Source organism: Sphingomonas epibiotica (assembly GCF_039615155.1).
GTDB lineage: Bacteria > Pseudomonadota > Alphaproteobacteria > Sphingomonadales > Sphingomonadaceae > Sphingomonas.
In genome coordinates, this window is sequence record NZ_JBDGHY010000006.1 from 1 (window position 1) to 17041 (window position 17041).

The following is a 17041-nucleotide window of genomic DNA, read 5'->3' on the forward strand; positions in this document are numbered from 1 at the left end:
GCGGACAAAGAAACCGGCGTCGCTTCGCTACCCCTTTTTTAGGAGGGGCGGTTCGCGTCGCCTGCGTTTCGCTGTCCCGGTGGAAGCGATTGGCTCGCCCCGTCCGGTGAACAGCCCTCTACGGGCGATGTTGGAAACGGTCAACGGCTTTTTGCAATTTTGTTTCGAGAAAGTTGCAGATTGACGGATTTCCGCGGGTTTACGCGGTTTCAATCGCTTGGCGTACAAGGTGTCAGCATGGACACCTCTGCCGAATCGCCCCCTGTCCCGACCGAATCGCTGCACGGACAGGTGCGGCGCGCCGTGATCTGGCGCTCTGGCAGCCAGATTGTCGGGCAGATCGTGTCATGGGCATCGACCTTCCTCGTCATCCGCATGCTGACGCCCGGCGATTATGGACTGGTGGCGATGACCGGGGTCGTGTTGTTGTTGCTCAACATGCTCAACGGACATGGGCTGGCCAACGCATTGATCCAGCGCGGCGAGGTATCGCAGCGACAGCAGCGACAAGTGCTGGGGATGTTGCTGCTGCTCAACCTGACGCTGGGCGGCGTGCAGTTTGCGGTCGCGCCGCTGGCCGCCACCTATTATCGCGAGCCGTTCGTCGCCGACCTGCTCCGGGTGCAGGCGCTGCTCTATGTCACTACGCCCTTCAGCTCCTTCGCCTATGCGCTGCTCGCACGGCGGATGGATTTCCATCGGCAGGCACAGGTCAACCTGCTGTCCTCCTTCCTCGGCGCTTTGGCTGCGATCGCTGGTGCCTATGCCGGGCTCGGCGTCTGGACGCTGGTACTGGCCCCGGCGGTGCTGTTCGCGACCCGCGCGATCGGACTGACCATCGCCGCCCACGCATGGATGTGGCCGAGTTTCGACTTTCGCGGCGCGGGGCATCTCGCCCGCTATGGCGGGGTCGTCGCCGGATCGAGCCTGCTGAGCTTCGCGCAGAGCCAGGCGGATATCCTCGTCGCCGGGCGCTGGTTCGATGCGCATGTAGTCGGCATCTATACCACCGCGCTGTTCCTGACCCAGATTTTCACTAACAAAGTCGTACCGCCGCTTAATGAAGTCGCCTTTTCAGCCTATGCGCGGATGCAACATGATCGCACGGCGGTGACGGACGGCTTCGTCCGGTCGGTGCGCCTCGTGATGCTGGTCGCGGTCCCCTTCTTCCTCGGACTTTCGGTTACCGCTGCACCGGTCGTCGCGATCGCGCTGGGCGAACAATGGCAGGAGGCGGCGCCGCTGGTCGCGCTGCTCGGCATCGCCATGCCGTTCATGGCGATGCAGACGCTGTTCCCGCCGGTGGTCGATGCGCTGGGGCGGCCGGGGATCACCGCGCGGACGACGGCGATCGGCGCGGTGCTGCTGCCGCTCGCGTTCCTCGTCGGCGTGCGCTTCGGCATAAGCGGGCTGGCGGCGGCCTGGATCTTCGCGCACCCCATCCTACTCGGCATCGTGCTCCACCGCGCCTTGCCGGTGATCGGCCTGTCGCTCGGCAGCTTCGCCGCCGCCGTCCGCCCGGCCTTTGCCGCCGGGGTGGCGATGGTGGGGGCGGTCCTGCTGGCCCGCGCCGTTATCGCGCCCAGTTCGCCGGTCGTGACGCTAGCGCTCTCGGTCGTGGTCGGCGGCGGCGCTTATGCCGGCATGTTGTGGTGCTTCGCCCGTGCGGCGGTCATAGACGCGGTCGCGATGGTCCGGCGACGCTAACCCTGCAATTGCCGAATCGCGTCGCGCGTCGCGCGCAGATAGGCCGTGCCGTGGAAGCGATAGGTACCGATGAAGTGCGCGAACGCCGCGCCGCGCGGCACGCCCGCATTCCAGAAATTGAAATAGCGGCCATAGGGAAGCAGCACCGGTTCGACATCGTTGGCAACGACGAAATTGGCGGCGACCTGCTCGCTGCCCCAGCGGCGCCACTGCCGTTCCCCCAGAATCTGATCCATCGCCAGCGACAGCGTTTCGGCGACGGCGCGCCCGTCCTCGCTGCGCACGAATCCAGCGAACCCGGCACAACCCCGGACATAATAGAGCGATTCGCGCCCCGGCACGGCGACCCGGTCGAGCACCGCTTCCGAAGCGTCCTGGACATGGGTGGCGCTCGCCAACGGATCGACCGCGCGTCGCGTCGCGACAAAGGCATCGACCGGCAGCAGCCGTGCGTCACCCTCCCCCAACAGCGTGAAGCTGCGCCCGGCATCGATCGCCGCCGCTACCTCGGGCACCGGACCCAGCGTCACCGTGTCCGAATCGAGCTGAATCACATAATCCTGCGCGCGCAGGTCGAGGATCGTCAGCAGCCTTTCCCACACGTCGCGCCGCGGGCAGGGGTCGGTCGCGACCGTATCGATCGCGATGATCCGCGGGTCGCCTAGTTGCGCGGCCAGCACCGCCTTGTCCGCCGCGGTCAGCGTCCCGTCGTCGAGGATCACCACCCGGCCGCGCCGCAGATGATGCAGCAGCGATTTGACCGCGACCAGATAGGGGAGCAGCACCGCGCTGCCGATCATCGAGAAGACGATGACGCCGTCGTCGCGTATTGTCGCCGGCGGCGTCGCAAGAATGGCGCGCGCCAGCCGGCGGTGCCGCCATTGCTTCCAGTGCCAGTTGAGATGTTCGCCGAGCGAGGACATGCCGCCTGCTTATCGACCGCCGGTTAAACGGGCGTCAACCGGCGCGCCTAACCCTGCTGGATATAGGCGCGCATCGCCTCCGCCTCGGCCTCGATCCCGTCGATGCGATATTTGACGAGGTCGCCGATCGACACGAATCCGACCAACCGCTCGGCGTCGATCACCGGCAGATGCCGGATGCGCCGCTGCGTCATCAGCGACAGCGCGCCCAGCACCGATGCGCCCGGATCGACCGTGATCGCCGGGCTGGTCATCCGTTCGGCGACCGGCAGATCGAGCGCCGCCGCACCGCGTTCGACCAGCGCCTGGATCATGTCGCGTTCGGAAAAGATACCGACGACCCGGGTCCCCTCCAGCACCGGCACCGCGCCGATGCGATGTTCGGCCAGCAGCGCCACGACGTCCCGCACGCGCGCATCGGCCCCGACCGACACGATCGCACGCCTGCCCAACAGTTTCGCGATGGTCATCGCCCTCTCCTCCCACCGGTGCCCCGGTCCGACGCGACAGGGGCATCCATGGGTTGAGAATTCCACGCTTCGCCACCATTGAAAAGCCATGGCGAACGATCTCGACGACCCCGTATATGCTGCGTTCGCCTGGAGCAGGTTTCGCTGGCTGCTCAAGGTGATGGCCGCGATCTCGGCCGTAGCCGCGCTGCTGGCGCTGGGGGGTATCTGGTGGTGGATCGGGTCGATGAACTGGGTGATCGCCGCCGCGACGCTGGCCGGAGTCGGGCTGTCGGTGATGCTGGGCGGTGCGCTGATGGCGCTGGTGTTCCTGAGCAACGGATCGGGGCATGACGCGGCGGTCGATGCCTTCAACGCCGATCGCGATCCGGGGCGCGATCGGCGGGAATGACGTGCTGCGCGATTCCCGGTCGAGACGTCCAAAACCGGAAGACGCCCGATTACCGGGTCACGCCGCCGCCAGTTCCAGCGCCGCCGCCTGTGCCAGGCTGGTCCCGTCGAGAATGCGCGCGGTCTCGTCGCGGACGCGCGCCATGGCGTGGCGGATCGCGCAGCTCGCCTCATCCTTGCAGTCGCCGCACGGGCGATAAGCGGTACGGCTGACGCAGGGGACCAGCGCCAGCGGGCCTTCGATCACGCGGATGATCTCGCCGAGCGAAATCAGATGCGCCGCGCGCGCGAGGTGATAGCCGCCCGCCTTGCCCCTGGTCGACAGCAGGAACCCCGCCTCGCGCAGATCGGCGAGGATCAGCTCGAGGAACTTGCGCGGCACGTTCGCGGCGGTGGCGATGCGGTGCATCGGCATGGGCGCCTCGCCCGCGGGTTGTTCGGCAAGGAACAGCATCGCGCGCAACGCATAGCGGGAACGCTGGGTCAACATCGTCCAATGCCCATGCCACTTGCGACACGGCAAGGGAAGTACGCTTCTTTTCAAAGCCGGGACAAGCGCCTATATCCCTCCCGTCGGCTTCCAGCCGGCTATGACGATAAACTGCGGCGTGCAATAGACGCAGCGGACCCGGGGGCAGTACCCGGCGGCTCCACCATAAGGTGGTGTTTCTGGACACCGTTTCTGACGGGGCCGAACCAGGATCGACGTGTGTTGAAAAGCGCTGTTTTCGTTCGGAATGGGACCACCGCAACGGCCCATACACACAAGTGCCAACGATAACGAAGCACTCGCGATTGCGGCGTAACTAAGGGCCTCACGGCCTGAAGTTACTCCAAAATAGCGCGGTTGGACCGAACCGGGCAACAGAATCGGATTCCAGCGGTACGGGGAGCACCGGGCAACAGAAGCTCCCCACTCCCTTTCGCAACACGCCCATGCCCGCTACGCCCGCGCCCATGGACATCGACCTCATCGCCCTGCTCATGCTGGTCGCGTTCGGCGCGGCGGCGCTGGATGCGATGGCGGGCGGCGGCGGGCTCATCACCCTGCCCGCGCTGCTCGCCGCGGGCGTCCCGCCGGTCGTCGCCCTCGGTACCAACAAGTTGCAAAGTTCGTGCGGCACGGCGGGCGCGACCTTCGCCTTCTGGCGTAAGGGGCATATCGACCTGCGGCGGTTCGCCCTGCCCGCGCTCGCCTCGTTCGGCGGAGCGGCGGCCGGCGCGGCGCTGGTGCAGGCGATCGACCCGCATTTTCTCTCGGGCGTGCTGCCGGTCCTGCTGGTCGCGATGGCGCTGTATTTCCTGTTCGGTCCGCGCCTGTCCGACGTCGATACCCATACCCGCCTCGCGCCGGCCGGGCTGTTGCTCGCGGTCGCGGCGATCGGCGCGTATGACGGGTTCTTCGGCCCTGGCACCGGATCCTTCTTCACGCTGTTGCTGGTCACCGCCGCCGGCATGGGCGCGACGCGAGCGGTGGCGCATACCAAGCTGCTGAACCTCGCCAGCAATCTGGCCGGCGTCACCGTGCTGGTCGCGGGTGGGCATGTGTGGTGGACGCTCGGCCTCGCCATGGCGCTCGCCAGCCTTGCGGGCGGACAGGTCGGCGCGGCGCTCGCCATCCGGTTCGGCGGGCGCGCGATCCGGCCGCTGCTGGTCGTCATCTCGCTGGCGCTGACGGTGAAGCTGATGGCCGACCCGGCCAATCCGTTGAGAGTGTGGCTGGAAATTTAAACGCTACCCCGTTCGTCCTGAGTAGCCACTGAACCTGTCGAAGGGGCGTATCGAAGGACCGTCTGTGGCAGGTGCTTCGATACGGGTCTTCGACTGCGCTCAGCCCCTACTCAGCACGAACGGTTCCACTTTTGACGGAACTAAACGGGCGTCAGTCCAGCCGCCGCCCCTCGATCCGCGTCAGTCGGCACGCAAGGTCCGCCTCGCCCGACGCCACGATCCAGTCGGCGCCGTCGCGCACGATCCCGGTCGTGAACACCACCGGCTGCGGCAGATAAGCCTGGTGCGCGATCGGTGCGATCAAGTCGGACGCCGCCTCCAGCACCGGTCGCGACTCGTCGCGCTCCAGCACGCAGCCCGCTTCCGCATCGATCAGCGCGCGATAGGTCCGGTACACCCCCACCGCGCCCTGTTTCTCGACGCCATGATAGAGCAGCATCCACCCGCGCGCCGTCCGCACCGGGGGCGTGCCGCCACCCAGCTTGTACGCCGCCGCCCCCTTGAGCGGGCGTAGCGCCGGTTCGGCGAGCGGGCGCCAGTGCAGCATGTCGGGCGAAGTGGCGAGGTTGATGCTCGGCCCGCTCGTTTCCGCCCCGTCCGGCGCCGCAACGAACCACGCATCGGAAAGCGGCCGGGTCAGCGAAACATAGCGCTCCCCCACCCGCCCCTCGAACGGCACCATGTCCTTATTGCCATGGTCAAGGACGATCCCATGCGACCGCCAGTCGAACCCGTCCTCGGACCGGTACATCACCGTACACAGCCGCCCGCCCGACACGCCGCATACCGTCATCCAATACACGCCGTCGATCACGACGATGCGCGGGTCCTCGACGCCGTACTGCGCATAAGGCCCCGACGGTTCGACCGCGCGGTCGTAATGCACCGCCACGACCCGCTGCCCATCGGCCGACAATTCTACCGGTAACAGCCATGACAGCGAAGTCAGTCCGAGGAACGGATAGGCCCCGCCGGTCAGCGCGAAGAATCGCGGATCGCGCACATCGGCCGCCTCTGCCGCGAACCCGTCGAGCACATAGCCCCGTGGCGTCCAGCGGATCGAACGCACCTGCCCGCCCCGCACCGGCTCACGCAGAGCCTCGGCGATCCGCACCAGTAGCAACAGATTGCCGCTGGGCAACCGCGTCAGCGCCGGATTGAACGCGCCCAATACATAGGTCGGCTCGGATATGTCGCGGCGGAGCGGCGATCGCGTCAGATCGACATCGTCCGGCGCGAAGACGATCCGGTCGTCGCTCACGCCGCGTCGCCATCCTGCATCGACCGGTGATGGCGAATCACTTCGTCGATGATGAACCGCAGGAACTTCTCGGAAAATTCCGGGTCCAGATCGGCATCGCGCGCCAGCGACCGCAACCGCGCAATCTGCGCCTCCTCGCGCCCCGGATCGGCGGCAGGCAGTCCTTCGTCGGCCTTGTAGCGGCCGACCGCCTGCGTCACCTTGAACCGTTCGGCGAGCAGAAAGACCAGAGCGGCATCGATATTGTCGATGCTCTGGCGAAAGCGTTGCAGCGTCGCATCGGACATGGCGATCCTTCCTGAACGGCGGGGGGTGCCGGGGGTCCGCCCCTTTCGCGCGACCGGGCGCGTCGCGCAACCCCGCCTTTCCCTTGCGTTCGCAAGCGCGAACCGCCACATCGCTGGGACATGACGGCTACCCTGCACCGCCTCGACAAGCGGACCGAACCCTCGCTCGATCCGCTGATGGCGCTGGTCGCCGACGACATGAATCGCGTCAATGCGGTGATCCTCGACCGGATGCAGTCGAAGATTCCGCTGATCCCCGAACTCGCCGGCCATTTGATCGCGGGCGGGGGCAAACGGATGCGGCCGATGCTCACCCTCGCCTGTGCGAAGCTGATCGGGTACGGCGGCACACGCCATCACCTGCTCTCCGCCGCGGTCGAATTCATTCACACCGCGACGCTGCTCCACGACGACGTCGTCGACGGATCCGACCTGCGCCGCGGCAAGCGCACCGCCAACATTATCTGGGGCAATCCGGCCAGCGTCCTGGTCGGTGACTTCCTGTTCTCCAAGAGCTTCGAACTGATGGTCGAGGCCGAAAGCCTGAAGGCGCTGCGCGTCCTGTCGGGTGCCTCGGCGGTCATCGCCGAGGGCGAGGTCAACCAGCTGACCGCGATCCGCCGCATCGATACGCCCGAGGACCGCTATCTCGACATCATCGGTGCCAAGACCGCCGCTTTGTTCGCCGCTGCGTGCCGCATCGCCGCGATCGTCGCCGAACGTTCGGACGCGGACGAAGCCGCGCTCGACGCCTATGGCCGCAATCTCGGCATCGCCTTCCAGCTGGTCGACGACGCGATCGATTACGTGTCCGACGCCGATACCATGGGCAAGGATGCCGGCGACGATTTCCGCGAAGGCAAGATGACGCTGCCCGTCATCCTTGCTTATGCCCGCGGCAATGAAACCGCGCGCAGTTTCTGGCGCGACGCGGTGTCGGGCAAGCGCGCGAGCGATGCCGATTTCGCCCATGCGATCACCCTGGTCCAATCGTCGCGCGCGGTCGACGATACGCTCGCCCGCGCCCGCCATTACGGGCAGCGCGCGATCGACGCGATCGGTCGTTTCCCCGACGGTCCAGCCAAGGACGCGATGGTCGAGGCGGTCGAATTCGCGGTGCGCCGCGCTTACTGATTGCTTGGCAATTTGGCAGGAAACGCTTTCTAAACAATATCCTGTGACGTTACATGCCGCGCATCACGATATGCGCCGCTATGTCATAGGACGATGATGCGAATCGCCGACGATCCCGCCTTTCGCGGGGCCATCACCTCTGCGCCGTGGATGCTCGACTTCGCGCTGTTCGGCCATTGGGACCTCGGCACCGTCCAGCGGTTCGGTGCGGCGCTGCGCGATGCGGTCGCGCGCTTACCTTCGCTCGGCGTGCGTCCGGGAGAGCAGGTCGCGCTGTTCGACATCACCGGCTTCGCTGTCCAGTCGCCCGAGATACTCGCCGCGATCGGCGAAATCGCCGACCGCTCGCGCACCACCTCGCGCCGGATCGCGCTGGTCCGCAACAGCGCGCTGCTATCGATGCAGGTGCGGCGCGCGCTGCCCCATCTGCCGATGTTCGATTCGCGCGAGGAAGCGCTGGTCTGGCTGCGCGAAGATGGAAGGGCCTAGCCCCACCCGTACCCCCGGGGCATGATCCCGCCTCTCGCTTCTTCGGCTTGGCAAGGGCAGGACAGATCGCCCTCACCTTTCCGCCGCTACGCCATCCGACAACCGACCGGCGCTTTCCTACATCGCAAAGCTGTGACAGGCTCGCCCAACGTTCTGTCGCATCGTCCTAACTCGACCCGCACGGCCAAACGCCGCGGGTGCGTCACTCCACCGACGTGACCGACACAAACCCTGCGCAAGTGTGAACTTTGTGAACTTTGGACTCAAACCGCGCGCTTCTCCAGCGCTTGCGCCGCCTCGGCCATCAGCGTCGCGATGATCTCCGCCGCCGGCTCTTCCTTAGTGACCATGCCGACCGACTGGCCGGCCATCAGGCTGCCATGCTCGACATCGCCATCGATCACCGCCCGGCGCAGCGCGCCTGCCCAATAATGTTCGATCTGCAACTGCGCCTCGGCCATCGCCACGCCGCCCTCGTCGAGCATCTGCGCGACTTCGCGTTGTTTCGCGGTGAACAGCTCGCCCCCCGCATTCTTGAGCGCGCGCACCGGAATCACCGGCAGCCGCGGGTCGATCTGGACGCTGGCGACGGCGTCCCGCGCCGATGCGCGCAAGAACGCCTTCTTGAACGCCGGATGCGCAATCGATTCGGTCGCACACACGAAGCGCGTGCCGAGCTGTACGCCCGCCGCGCCCATGTCGAGGTAACCGGCGATCGCCTCGCCCCGGCCGATCCCGCCCGCGACGAACACCGGTACCTGATCCGCCACCTCGGGCAGCATTTCCTGCGCCAGCACGCTGGTGGAGACGGGGCCGATATGGCCGCCGGCCTCCATCCCCTCGATCACCAGCGCATCGGCGCCCGAACGGATCAGCTTTTTCGCCAGCGCCAGCGCGGGCGCGAAGGCGATGACCTTGGCCCCGGTCGCCTTGATCGCCTCCAGCGACCCCTTGGGCGGCAGGCCGCCGGCCAGCACGACATGGGTCACGCCGTGCCGTCCGCACACGTCGATCAGGTCGAACAGCGCCGGATGCATGGTGATCAGGTTCACGCCGAACGGCTTGGTCGTCAGCGCCTTGGTCCCGGCAATCTCGGCATCGAGCAGCTCGGGGGTCATCGCCCCGCACGCGATCACCCCGAATCCGCCGGCATTGGAGATTGCGGCGACAAGGTTGCGCTCGCTCACCCACGACATCGCGCCGCACAGGATCGCGGTCTCGGTACCCAGAAAGTCACAGCCACGCGCCATCCGGCGCTCAAGGCGCTCGGCGCCGATCGAAGCGTTGGTCATTGCCCCGCCTAGCGCGGGCGGACGGCTTCGGGCAAGCAGGGACGATGATGCGACAGGAACATGGCGAGCTGGTCGTCACCACCAACGGACAGGGGCTGGTGCTGATTACCGGACAGGTGCGGCACTGGGTCGATGCTACGGGCATCGCCAGCGGGCTGCTGACGCTGTTCTGCCGCCACACCTCGGCCTCGCTGCTGGTGCAGGAAAATGCCAGCGAAGCGGCGCGCGACGATCTCGAACGCTATTTCCGCCGCCTCGCGCCCGAAAGCGACCGCTATGCCCATGACGAGGAAGGGCCCGACGACATGCCCGCGCACCTGCGCACCGCATTGACCAACACGTCGCTGTCGATTCCCGTGATCGGCCACCGCCCGGTACTCGGCACGTGGCAGGGCATCTACCTGTTCGAACACCGTCGCGCGGCGCATCGCCGCAGGATCGCCGTCCACCTGCTAGGCGAATAATCCTCCCCGCTTCGCAGGGAGGGGGACCTCCGTGAAGCGGTGGTGGAGGGGGGTGTCGGCATCCACAACGGTTGCGTTGGACGGCCAACCCCCTCCACCAGCCTGCGGCTGGTCCCCCTCCCCGTGCCGGGGAGGAACGATCAGCCCTCTGCGTCCAGCCCGTACGCCGTGTGCAGCACGCGCACCGCCAATTCGGTATAGTCTTCTTCGATCAGCACGCTGACCTTGATTTCCGACGTGGTGATCGCCTGGATGTTGATGCCGCGGTCGCCCAGCGTCTGGAACATCGTCGATGCCACGCCCGCATGGCTGCGCATGCCGACGCCGACGATCGAGATCTTGGCGACCCGCGTGTCGTGCAGCAGCTTGGCGAAGCCGATATCGCCGCTCGCCTTTTCCAGCGTGTCGAGCGCGCGGGCCAGTTCGGCGGCGGGCACGGTGAAGGTCACGTCGGTCGACCCCGCCGAATGGGCGATATTCTGGACGATCATGTCGACATTGATGCCAGCGGCGGCCAGCGGCGCGAAGATCGATCCGACCGCGCCGGGGCGATCGGGCACCGCGACCAGCGTGATCTTCGCCTCGTTCTTGTCGTGCGCGATGCCGGTGATGAGCTGCCGTTCCATGTCCGTCACTTCCTCTTCGCCGACGATCAGCGTTCCACGATATCCGTCCTCGTCGCGCGTATCGTCGAACGACGACAGCACGCGGACGCGGACCTGTTCCTTCATCGCCAGCCCGACCGATCGGGTCTGGAGCACCTTCGCCCCCACCGAGGCGAGCTCGAGCATTTCCTCATACGTCACCCGCGCCAGCTTGCGCGCGCGCGGTACGATGCGCGGGTCGGTGGTATAGACGCCGTCGACGTCGGTGTAGATGTCGCAGCGATCGGCCTGCATCGCCGCCGCCATCGCCACCGCCGACGTGTCCGACCCGCCGCGCCCCAGCGTCGTGATACGCTGCTCGTCGGTCACGCCCTGAAATCCGGGGATCACCGCCACTTCGCCGCGCGCCAGGCTTTCGTCCAGCGCGGTCGTGTCGATCGATTCGATGCGGGCGGTGGCATGCGCGTCGCTGGTGCGGATCGGCAATTGCCAGCCCAGCCACGACCGCGCCGGCACGCCGATCGCCTGCAGCGCGATCGCCAGCAGCCCGCTGGTCACCTGCTCGCCCGACGACACCACCGCATCATATTCGCGCGGGTCGTACAGCGCCGATGCCTCGCGGCAGAAGCCGACCAGCCGGTCGGTATCGCCGGCCATCGCCGACACGACCACCGCGACCTGATTGCCCGATTCGACCTCGCGCTTGACGCGCTGGGCGACGTTGCGAATGCGTTCGATCCCCGCCATCGAGGTGCCACCGAACTTCATCACGATCCGCGCCATGCGTTTTGCCATTCATCCTTGGGGGGAATGGCGGCGGCTGATAGGAGAGCGCCATGACGAACGCAAGCGAAGCAATCTTTATGTCCCCAAAAGCCGCGGTCGCGCAATCAAGCGTCGTCGCGCGCGAGGCGGCGCATTTCGGCGAGCTCGCCGCCGACTGGTGGAACCCGCATGGCAGTTCGGCGATGCTGCACCGACTGAACCCGGTACGCCTCGCCTTCGTCCGCGCCGCGATCGATTCGCACTGGGGCGGCGACGGTCTCGGCTTCACCCCGCTGGCTGGCAGGACGGTGCTCGATGTCGGCTGCGGCGCCGGACTGCTCGCCGAGCCGCTCGCCCGGCTCGGCGGACAGGTGACCGGCGTCGATGCCGCGCCCGAGAATATCGGTGCCGCCAGTGCCCATGCCGCGCAGTCCGGCCTGTCGATCGACTATCTGGCCGGCGGCGTCGAAGCGGTCGCGGGACGGCAGTTCGACCTCGTCACGTCGCTGGAGGTGATCGAGCATGTCGCCGACCCCGCCGCCTTCGCCCATGCGCTGACGCAGGCGGTGGCGCCGGGCGGGCTGCTGATCGTGTCGACGCCGAACCGCACCGCGCTGTCGCGCCTCGCGATGATCGCGGTCGGCGAAGGCACTGGCCTGATCCCGCGCGGCACCCATGACTGGGACCGGTTCCTGACGCCCGACGAGCTGACCACGCATCTGCGGGCCGGCGGCATGACCGTATCCCCGCCGACCGGCCTCGCCTTCTCCGCCGCGCACGGCTTCAAGCTGTCGGACGACGTGTCGCTCGACTATTTCCTGACGGCGACTGCCGGATGAGCGATACGCTCGACCGTTTCACCGACGCCCAGCGCGACAGCTATCCCACTGCGCTCGCCGAACTGTGTGCCGGGGACAAGCGCAGCCACTGGATGTGGTTCGTCTTTCCCCAGATCGCCGGCCTCGGCCAGAGCCCGACCGCGCGCCACTTCGCGGTTCGCGACCTCGCCGAAGCCCGCGCCTATCTCGACCATCCGCTGCTCGGGGCACGGCTGCGCGAGTCGGCGCAGGCGCTGCTGCCGCATCGTGGGACCGACATTGGCCGCATCCTCGGATCGATCGACGCAATCAAGCTCCGTTCGTCGATGACGCTGTTCGAGGCGGCGGCGGATGGCAGCGAACCCATCTTCGCTGCGATCCTCGACGCTTTTTATGACGGCGAGCGTGATTCGGCCACGCTCGCCCGTCTCTAGCTGCGCGGGGTAAGCTTCAGCAGCTTGGCATTCGCCCCGTCCTGCAACACCCAGATCGCACCGTCTGGCCCCTCTTCCACCTCGCGGATGCGGGCATTCATCGGCCATTGGTCGCCCTTGGCGGCATTGGTGCCGTTGACGTCGACCCGGACCAGTGCCTCGCTCGACAGGCCACCGATGAACAGGTCGCCGGCATATTGCGGGAACAGCTTGCCCGAATAGACGATGAGCCCGCCCGGCGAGATCACCGGATTCCACGCGACCTTGGGCGCTTCCAGATCGGGACGGGTGCTGTGGCGCGGGATCGGTCGGCCGTCATAATGATCGCCCTCCGATACCAGGGGATAGCCGTAATTGCGCCCGGCGACGATCAGATTGACCTCGTCCCCACCCTTCGGCCCCATTTCCTGTTCCCACAAATTGCCCTGCGCATCGAAGGCAATGCCGAGCAGATTGCGGTGCCCGTAGGACCATACCGCCGGATGGAAGCCCTTCGCGGTCAGCCCCGGATCGCCCGCCGGCTGCCCGTCGAGTGTCAGGCGCAGCACCTTGCCGAGCGTCGCCTTGGGGTCCTGTGCCGGATCGAATTTCTGCCGTTCGCCATTGGTGAAGAACAGGTGCTGGCCATCGGGTGCGAAGGCGATGCGGCCCGAATAATGGCCGTCGCCGCTCACGAACGGCGTCGCGCGGAACAATTCGGTGATGCCGGTCATGCGGTTGCCGTCGAGCACCCCGCGCGCCAGCACCACGCCCTTGCCGCCATCGCCCGCCACCGAATAGCTCAGATAGACGCGGCGGCTGGTCGCGAAGTCGGGGGCAAGGACCACGTCCATCAGCCCGCCCTGCCCCCCCGAATCGACGGGAATGGTCGCGGCGGTGGTCCGCTGGCTGCCATCGGCGCTGACCAGCAGCAGCGTGCCGCCCTTCTCGGTCACCAGCATCCGCCCGTCGGGGAGGAAGGTCATCGCCCAGGGGGCATTGAACGTCGCCACGTCGCGCGTTGCGAACGGCACGCCGCCGGTGGTCGGGCTGGGCGTGGGGGCCGGAGTCGCGGTGGCGGTCGGCGCGGGCGAGACGACGACCGGCGCCGCATCGACATCACTGCCGGCGTTGCACGCTGCCAGCAGGGCGGCGGCGGGGATCAGCGAACGGAACGGCAGCATCGGCGACATCCTCTCGAAACGACATATTTGCCCGTGGCAACGCGGTGCCGGGCGCGACGATCCTGCGCCCCTTGCCGAGACATGCAATTTTACATATATGGACGTTGCTTCCTCGACATCGTTAACGTGCCGAGGCCGGTTCCAACAGGGACCGGCAGCGAAGCGGCGTAGCTGATGGAGACGGCATGGCGGATATCGCCGAACTGAGGCGATTGATCGAACCGGAGGCCAAGGCCTTGGGTTTCGCGCTGGTGCGCGTGAAGATGATGGGCGGCAAGTCGGACCCGACGCTGCAGGTCATGGCCGAGCGTCCTGACACCCGCCAGCTGACCATTGACGACTGCGCCGAATTGTCGCGTCGCATCTCCGACCTGCTCGACGAGAAGGATCCGATCGAGGAAGCCTATCGGCTGGAGGTTTCGTCGCCCGGCATTGACCGGCCGCTGACGCGCTTCGCCGATTATGACGACTGGAAAGGATTCGAGGCGCGCGTGACGCTCGACGCGCCGATCGATAATCGCAAGCAACTGACCGGCATCCTGCTCGGCACCGATGGCGAGCAGGTCAGCATCGACGTGCGCAAGCACAAGGCGATGACCGTGCCCTTCGCGGCGATCATCGATGCCAAGCTCATCATCACCGATGCGCTGCTCAAAGCGACGGCACCGCTGTCGACTGAGGGTGCCGACGAATATGAAGACGAACCTGCCGACGACGAACCGGCTGACGCAGAAGGACTGAACTGACATGGCCACCGCCGTCACCGCCAATCGGGCGGAACTGATCGCGATCGCGAACTCGGTCGCATCGGAAAAGATGATCGACAAGGCCATCGTGATCGAGGCGATGGAAGACGCGATCCAGCGCGCCGCCAAGACGCGCTATGGTTCGGAAAATGACATCCGCGCGAAGCTTGATCCGAACACCGGCGACCTGCGCCTTTGGCGCGTGCTCGAAGTCGTCGAGCTGGTCGACGATCACTTCAAGCAGATCGGCGAGAAGGACGCGCAGAAGCTGCAAAAGGGTGCCGGCATCGGCGACTATATCGTCGACCCGCTGCCCCCGATCGAATTCGGCCGCATCCAGGCGCAGGCATCGAAGCAGGTCATCCTGCAAAAGGTCCGCGACGCCGAGCGCGAGCGCCAGTTCGAGGAATTCAAGGATCGCCAGGGTGAAATCATCACCGGCGTCGTCAAGCGCGTCGAATTCGGTCACGTCGTGGTCGATCTCGGCCGCGCCGAGGGCGTCATCCGCCGCGATCAGCAGATTCCGCGCGAAGCGGTCCGCGTTGGCGACCGCGTCCGCTCGCTGATCCTGAACGTGCGTCGCGAGAATCGCGGCCCGCAGATCTTCCTCAGCCGCGCCCACCCCGACTTCATGAAGAAGCTGTTCGCGCAGGAAGTGCCCGAAATCTACGACGGCATCATCGAGATCAAGGCCGCGGCCCGCGATCCGGGTTCGCGCGCGAAGATCGGCGTCATTTCGCATGACGGCTCGATCGATCCGGTCGGCGCCTGTGTCGGCATGAAGGGCAGCCGCGTGCAGGCCGTCGTGCAGGAAATGCAGGGCGAAAAGATCGACATCATCCCGTGGTCGCCCGACACCGCGACCTTCGTCGTCAACGCGCTTCAGCCGGCCAACGTCGCCCGCGTGGTGCTCGACGAGGAAGAGGACCGAATCGAGGTCGTCGTTCCCGACGATCAGCTGTCGCTCGCCATCGGTCGTCGCGGCCAGAATGTCCGTCTTGCCAGCCAGCTGACCGGCAAGGCGATCGACATCCTGACCGAAGCCGATGCGTCGGAAAAGCGGCAGAAGGAATTCATCGAACGCTCGGGCATGTTCGAGAAGGAACTCGACGTCGACGAGACGCTGGCGCAGCTGCTGGTCGCCGAAGGCTTCGGCGAACTCGAAGAAGTCGCCTATGTCGAGATCGAGGAACTGGCGAGCATCGAGGGCTTCGACGAGGACCTTGCGCAGGAGCTGCAAAGCCGGGCGCAGGAAGCGATCGAGCGCCGCGAACAGGCCGCTCGCGAAGAGCGCACCGCTCTGGGTGTCGAGGACGATCTGGCCGAACTGCCCTATCTGACCGAAGCGATGCTGGTCACGCTCGGCAAGGCGGGCATCAAGACGCTCGACGACCTCGCCGACCTCGCCACCGACGAACTGGTCGAAAAGAAAAAGGCCGAACCGCGCCGTCGCGGCGACGACGCCCCGAAGCGCGAAGCGCCCAAGGGCGGCATCCTTGCCGAATATGGCCTGACCGACGAACAGGGTAACGAGATCATCATGGCCGCCCGCGCCCATTGGTTCGCCGATGAAGACGCTGCGGTCGAAGAGTCGGAGGACGCAGTTGCGGAATCCGAACAATGACACCGCGCGGCTAACCGACAGCCCCGAGCGCAGCTGCATCCTGTCGCGTGAGCATGGCTCGCGCGACGGGCTGGTCCGACTCGCGCTCTCGCCCGATGGCGACGTACTGCCCGATGTGCGTGCCAAGGCTCCCGGCCGTGGCGCTTGGATCGGGGTAACCCGCGCCGAGCTGGAAACCGCGATCGCCAAGGGGCGGTTGAAGGGTGCGTTGGCGCGCGCGTTCAAGGGCGCGGCGTTGACGATCCCCGCCGATCTGCCGCAACTGGTCGAGGATGCGCTGCGCCGTCACGCGCTCGACCGGCTGGGGCTGGAGGCGAAGTCGGGCTTCGTCGTGATCGGCGGCACCGCGATCGACAAGGCGGCACGCAGCGGCAAGCTGTACGGTCTGTACCATGCGTCCGACGCCGCCCCCGATGGCGCCGGAAAACTGGCACAGGCATGGCGGGTCGGAACCGATGACGAAGGTTCCGGGCGCAAGGGATTGGCATTGCCGGTCCCGCGCACCATATTGTCGTTAGCGCTTGGGCGCGAAAATGTGGTACATGTCGGCCTGACCGACGCACGGGCGGCACAGCGAGCCAATGACGCGCTGTCCCGCTGGCTGCACTTTATCGGACCCGAACCTATCCCTGCGGCTTGCGAAACATCTTCGCAGGGCGCATCGACGGCGCAATTTTCCGGCACGGACGTTGTCGGACACATTGGCGTCGACCAATTGAAGCAGGAACCTGAGTAACC

20 protein-coding genes and 1 other RNA gene are annotated in these 17041 nt (G+C 66.5%); 13 read left to right on the plus strand and 8 right to left on the minus strand.

Annotated features, from left to right (window positions below; genetic code table 11):
• Both AAIO73_RS12690 and AAIO73_RS12695 read left to right on the plus strand, forming a co-directional pair.
• Positions 1-184 (plus strand): hypothetical protein (locus AAIO73_RS12690; RefSeq protein WP_345878565.1); only part of this gene is annotated, 184 nt, incomplete at its 5' end.
• Between the two features lie 53 nt (positions 185-237).
• Complete coding sequence (locus AAIO73_RS12695) at positions 238-1707, plus strand: lipopolysaccharide biosynthesis protein (protein ID WP_345878566.1); 1470 nt, start codon at positions 238-240, stop codon at positions 1705-1707.
• On the opposite strand, the gene AAIO73_RS12700 is transcribed toward AAIO73_RS12695, so the two are convergent.
• Positions 1704-2630 carry a hypothetical protein gene (locus AAIO73_RS12700; protein WP_345878568.1) on the minus strand — a complete coding sequence of 309 codons (927 nt, stop codon included), beginning with the start codon at positions 2628-2630 and terminating at the stop codon, positions 1704-1706. The two genes, AAIO73_RS12695 and AAIO73_RS12700, sit on opposite strands and share 4 nt — an antisense overlap.
• 47 nt (positions 2631-2677) lie before the next feature.
• Positions 2678-3100, minus strand: a complete 423-nt coding sequence (locus AAIO73_RS12705; protein ID WP_345878570.1) for a CBS domain-containing protein — start codon at positions 3098-3100, stop codon at positions 2678-2680.
• An 88-nt stretch (positions 3101-3188) separates the two neighbouring features.
• Here AAIO73_RS12705 and AAIO73_RS12710 point away from each other — a divergent pair, with 88 nt between their 5' ends.
• Positions 3189-3491, plus strand: coding sequence for a hypothetical protein (locus AAIO73_RS12710; RefSeq protein ID WP_345878571.1), 303 nt, complete (start codon positions 3189-3191; stop codon positions 3489-3491).
• Positions 3492-3548: 57 nt separating this feature from the next.
• Here the strand turns inward: AAIO73_RS12710 and AAIO73_RS12715 are convergent, their stop codons facing one another.
• On the minus strand, positions 3549-3980 hold the full coding sequence (locus AAIO73_RS12715) for an RrF2 family transcriptional regulator (protein WP_345878573.1): 432 nt from the start codon (positions 3978-3980) through the stop codon (positions 3549-3551).
• A gap of 43 nt (positions 3981-4023) precedes the next feature.
• Between AAIO73_RS12715 and ssrA the strand changes: the two genes are divergently transcribed.
• Positions 4024-4369, plus strand: a transfer-messenger RNA (tmRNA) gene (gene ssrA, locus AAIO73_RS12720).
• Between the two features lie 78 nt (positions 4370-4447).
• Positions 4448-5221 (plus strand): TSUP family transporter, encoded by a 774-nt coding sequence (locus tag AAIO73_RS12725; protein ID WP_345878575.1) that lies wholly within the window; start codon positions 4448-4450, stop codon positions 5219-5221.
• A 151-nt stretch (positions 5222-5372) separates the two neighbouring features.
• Here the strand turns inward: AAIO73_RS12725 and AAIO73_RS12730 are convergent, their stop codons facing one another.
• Positions 5373-6482, minus strand: a complete 1110-nt coding sequence (locus AAIO73_RS12730; protein WP_345878577.1) for a glycoside hydrolase family 130 protein — start codon at positions 6480-6482, stop codon at positions 5373-5375.
• Positions 6479-6769 (minus strand): chorismate mutase, encoded by a 291-nt coding sequence (locus tag AAIO73_RS12735; protein WP_242118945.1) that lies wholly within the window; start codon positions 6767-6769, stop codon positions 6479-6481. Before AAIO73_RS12735 ends, AAIO73_RS12730 begins: the two co-directional genes overlap by 4 nt.
• A gap of 120 nt (positions 6770-6889) precedes the next feature.
• Here AAIO73_RS12735 and AAIO73_RS12740 point away from each other — a divergent pair, with 120 nt between their 5' ends.
• Together AAIO73_RS12740 and AAIO73_RS12745 are read left to right on the plus strand one after the other, a co-directional pair.
• Positions 6890-7903: a polyprenyl synthetase family protein gene (locus tag AAIO73_RS12740; protein ID WP_345878580.1), complete on the plus strand. Its 1014-nt coding sequence runs from the start codon at positions 6890-6892 to the stop codon at positions 7901-7903.
• Between the two features lie 93 nt (positions 7904-7996).
• Positions 7997-8392, plus strand: a complete 396-nt coding sequence (locus tag AAIO73_RS12745; RefSeq protein ID WP_345878582.1) for a hypothetical protein — start codon at positions 7997-7999, stop codon at positions 8390-8392.
• A 263-nt stretch (positions 8393-8655) separates the two neighbouring features.
• Here the strand turns inward: AAIO73_RS12745 and AAIO73_RS12750 are convergent, their stop codons facing one another.
• On the minus strand, positions 8656-9642 hold the full coding sequence (locus AAIO73_RS12750) for an NAD(P)H-dependent flavin oxidoreductase (protein ID WP_345878862.1): 987 nt from the start codon (positions 9640-9642) through the stop codon (positions 8656-8658).
• Positions 9643-9731: 89 nt separating this feature from the next.
• Between AAIO73_RS12750 and AAIO73_RS12755 the strand changes: the two genes are divergently transcribed.
• Positions 9732-10148, plus strand: a complete 417-nt coding sequence (locus AAIO73_RS12755) for a secondary thiamine-phosphate synthase enzyme YjbQ (RefSeq protein ID WP_345878863.1) — start codon at positions 9732-9734, stop codon at positions 10146-10148.
• A gap of 140 nt (positions 10149-10288) precedes the next feature.
• On the opposite strand, the gene AAIO73_RS12760 is transcribed toward AAIO73_RS12755, so the two are convergent.
• Positions 10289-11536, minus strand: coding sequence for an aspartate kinase (locus tag AAIO73_RS12760; RefSeq protein ID WP_345878864.1), 1248 nt, complete (start codon positions 11534-11536; stop codon positions 10289-10291).
• A 53-nt stretch (positions 11537-11589) separates the two neighbouring features.
• On the opposite strand from AAIO73_RS12760, the gene ubiG reads away from it, so the two are divergent.
• On the plus strand, positions 11590-12357 hold the full coding sequence (ubiG, locus tag AAIO73_RS12765; RefSeq protein ID WP_345878583.1) for a bifunctional 2-polyprenyl-6-hydroxyphenol methylase/3-demethylubiquinol 3-O-methyltransferase UbiG: 768 nt from the start codon (positions 11590-11592) through the stop codon (positions 12355-12357).
• On the plus strand, positions 12354-12770 hold the full coding sequence (locus tag AAIO73_RS12770) for a DUF1810 domain-containing protein (RefSeq protein WP_345878584.1): 417 nt from the start codon (positions 12354-12356) through the stop codon (positions 12768-12770). The genes ubiG and AAIO73_RS12770 overlap by 4 nt, the downstream gene beginning before the upstream one ends.
• Here AAIO73_RS12770 and AAIO73_RS12775 read toward each other — a convergent pair.
• Positions 12767-13933: a PQQ-dependent sugar dehydrogenase gene (locus AAIO73_RS12775; protein WP_345878586.1), complete on the minus strand. Its 1167-nt coding sequence runs from the start codon at positions 13931-13933 to the stop codon at positions 12767-12769. The genes AAIO73_RS12770 and AAIO73_RS12775 overlap by 4 nt on opposite strands.
• A 185-nt stretch (positions 13934-14118) precedes the next feature.
• Here AAIO73_RS12775 and rimP point away from each other — a divergent pair, with 185 nt between their 5' ends.
• The 3 genes from rimP to AAIO73_RS12790 are packed head-to-tail and all read left to right on the plus strand — an operon-like array spanning position 14119 to position 17039.
• A complete protein-coding gene (rimP, locus tag AAIO73_RS12780; protein ID WP_345878588.1) occupies positions 14119-14679 on the plus strand; it encodes a ribosome maturation protein RimP in 561 nt (186 codons plus the stop codon).
• Between the two features lies 1 nt (position 14680).
• A complete protein-coding gene (nusA, locus tag AAIO73_RS12785; RefSeq protein ID WP_345878590.1) occupies positions 14681-16303 on the plus strand; it encodes a transcription termination factor NusA in 1623 nt (540 codons plus the stop codon).
• A complete protein-coding gene (locus tag AAIO73_RS12790; RefSeq protein WP_526023802.1) occupies positions 16284-17039 on the plus strand; it encodes a DUF448 domain-containing protein in 756 nt (251 codons plus the stop codon). Before nusA ends, AAIO73_RS12790 begins: the two co-directional genes overlap by 20 nt.
• Positions 17040-17041: the final 2 nt, after the last annotated feature.

Bases quoted from the DNA above. Each gene is read 5' to 3' on its own strand.
- AAIO73_RS12695 (WP_345878566.1), top strand. From the start codon at position 238: ATGGACACCTCTGCCGAATCGCCCCCTGTCCCGACCGAATCGCTGCAC.
- AAIO73_RS12700 (WP_345878568.1), bottom strand. From the start codon at position 2,630: ATGTCCTCGCTCGGCGAACATCTCAACTGGCACTGGAAGCAATGGCGG.
- AAIO73_RS12705 (WP_345878570.1), bottom strand. From the start codon at position 3,100: ATGACCATCGCGAAACTGTTGGGCAGGCGTGCGATCGTGTCGGTCGGG.
- AAIO73_RS12710 (WP_345878571.1), top strand. From the start codon at position 3,189: ATGGCGAACGATCTCGACGACCCCGTATATGCTGCGTTCGCCTGGAGC.
- AAIO73_RS12715 (WP_345878573.1), bottom strand. From the start codon at position 3,980: ATGTTGACCCAGCGTTCCCGCTATGCGTTGCGCGCGATGCTGTTCCTT.
- AAIO73_RS12725 (WP_345878575.1), top strand. From the start codon at position 4,448: ATGGACATCGACCTCATCGCCCTGCTCATGCTGGTCGCGTTCGGCGCG.
- AAIO73_RS12735 (WP_242118945.1), bottom strand. From the start codon at position 6,769: ATGTCCGATGCGACGCTGCAACGCTTTCGCCAGAGCATCGACAATATC.
- AAIO73_RS12740 (WP_345878580.1), top strand. From the start codon at position 6,890: ATGACGGCTACCCTGCACCGCCTCGACAAGCGGACCGAACCCTCGCTC.
- AAIO73_RS12745 (WP_345878582.1), top strand. From the start codon at position 7,997: ATGATGCGAATCGCCGACGATCCCGCCTTTCGCGGGGCCATCACCTCT.
- AAIO73_RS12750 (WP_345878862.1), bottom strand. From the start codon at position 9,642: ATGGCGCGTGGCTGTGACTTTCTGGGTACCGAGACCGCGATCCTGTGC.
- AAIO73_RS12755 (WP_345878863.1), top strand. From the start codon at position 9,732: ATGCGACAGGAACATGGCGAGCTGGTCGTCACCACCAACGGACAGGGG.
- AAIO73_RS12760 (WP_345878864.1), bottom strand. From the start codon at position 11,536: ATGGCGCGGATCGTGATGAAGTTCGGTGGCACCTCGATGGCGGGGATC.
- ubiG (WP_345878583.1), top strand. From the start codon at position 11,590: ATGACGAACGCAAGCGAAGCAATCTTTATGTCCCCAAAAGCCGCGGTC.
- AAIO73_RS12770 (WP_345878584.1), top strand. From the start codon at position 12,354: ATGAGCGATACGCTCGACCGTTTCACCGACGCCCAGCGCGACAGCTAT.
- AAIO73_RS12775 (WP_345878586.1), bottom strand. From the start codon at position 13,933: ATGCTGCCGTTCCGTTCGCTGATCCCCGCCGCCGCCCTGCTGGCAGCG.
- rimP (WP_345878588.1), top strand. From the start codon at position 14,119: ATGGCGGATATCGCCGAACTGAGGCGATTGATCGAACCGGAGGCCAAG.
- nusA (WP_345878590.1), top strand. From the start codon at position 14,681: ATGGCCACCGCCGTCACCGCCAATCGGGCGGAACTGATCGCGATCGCG.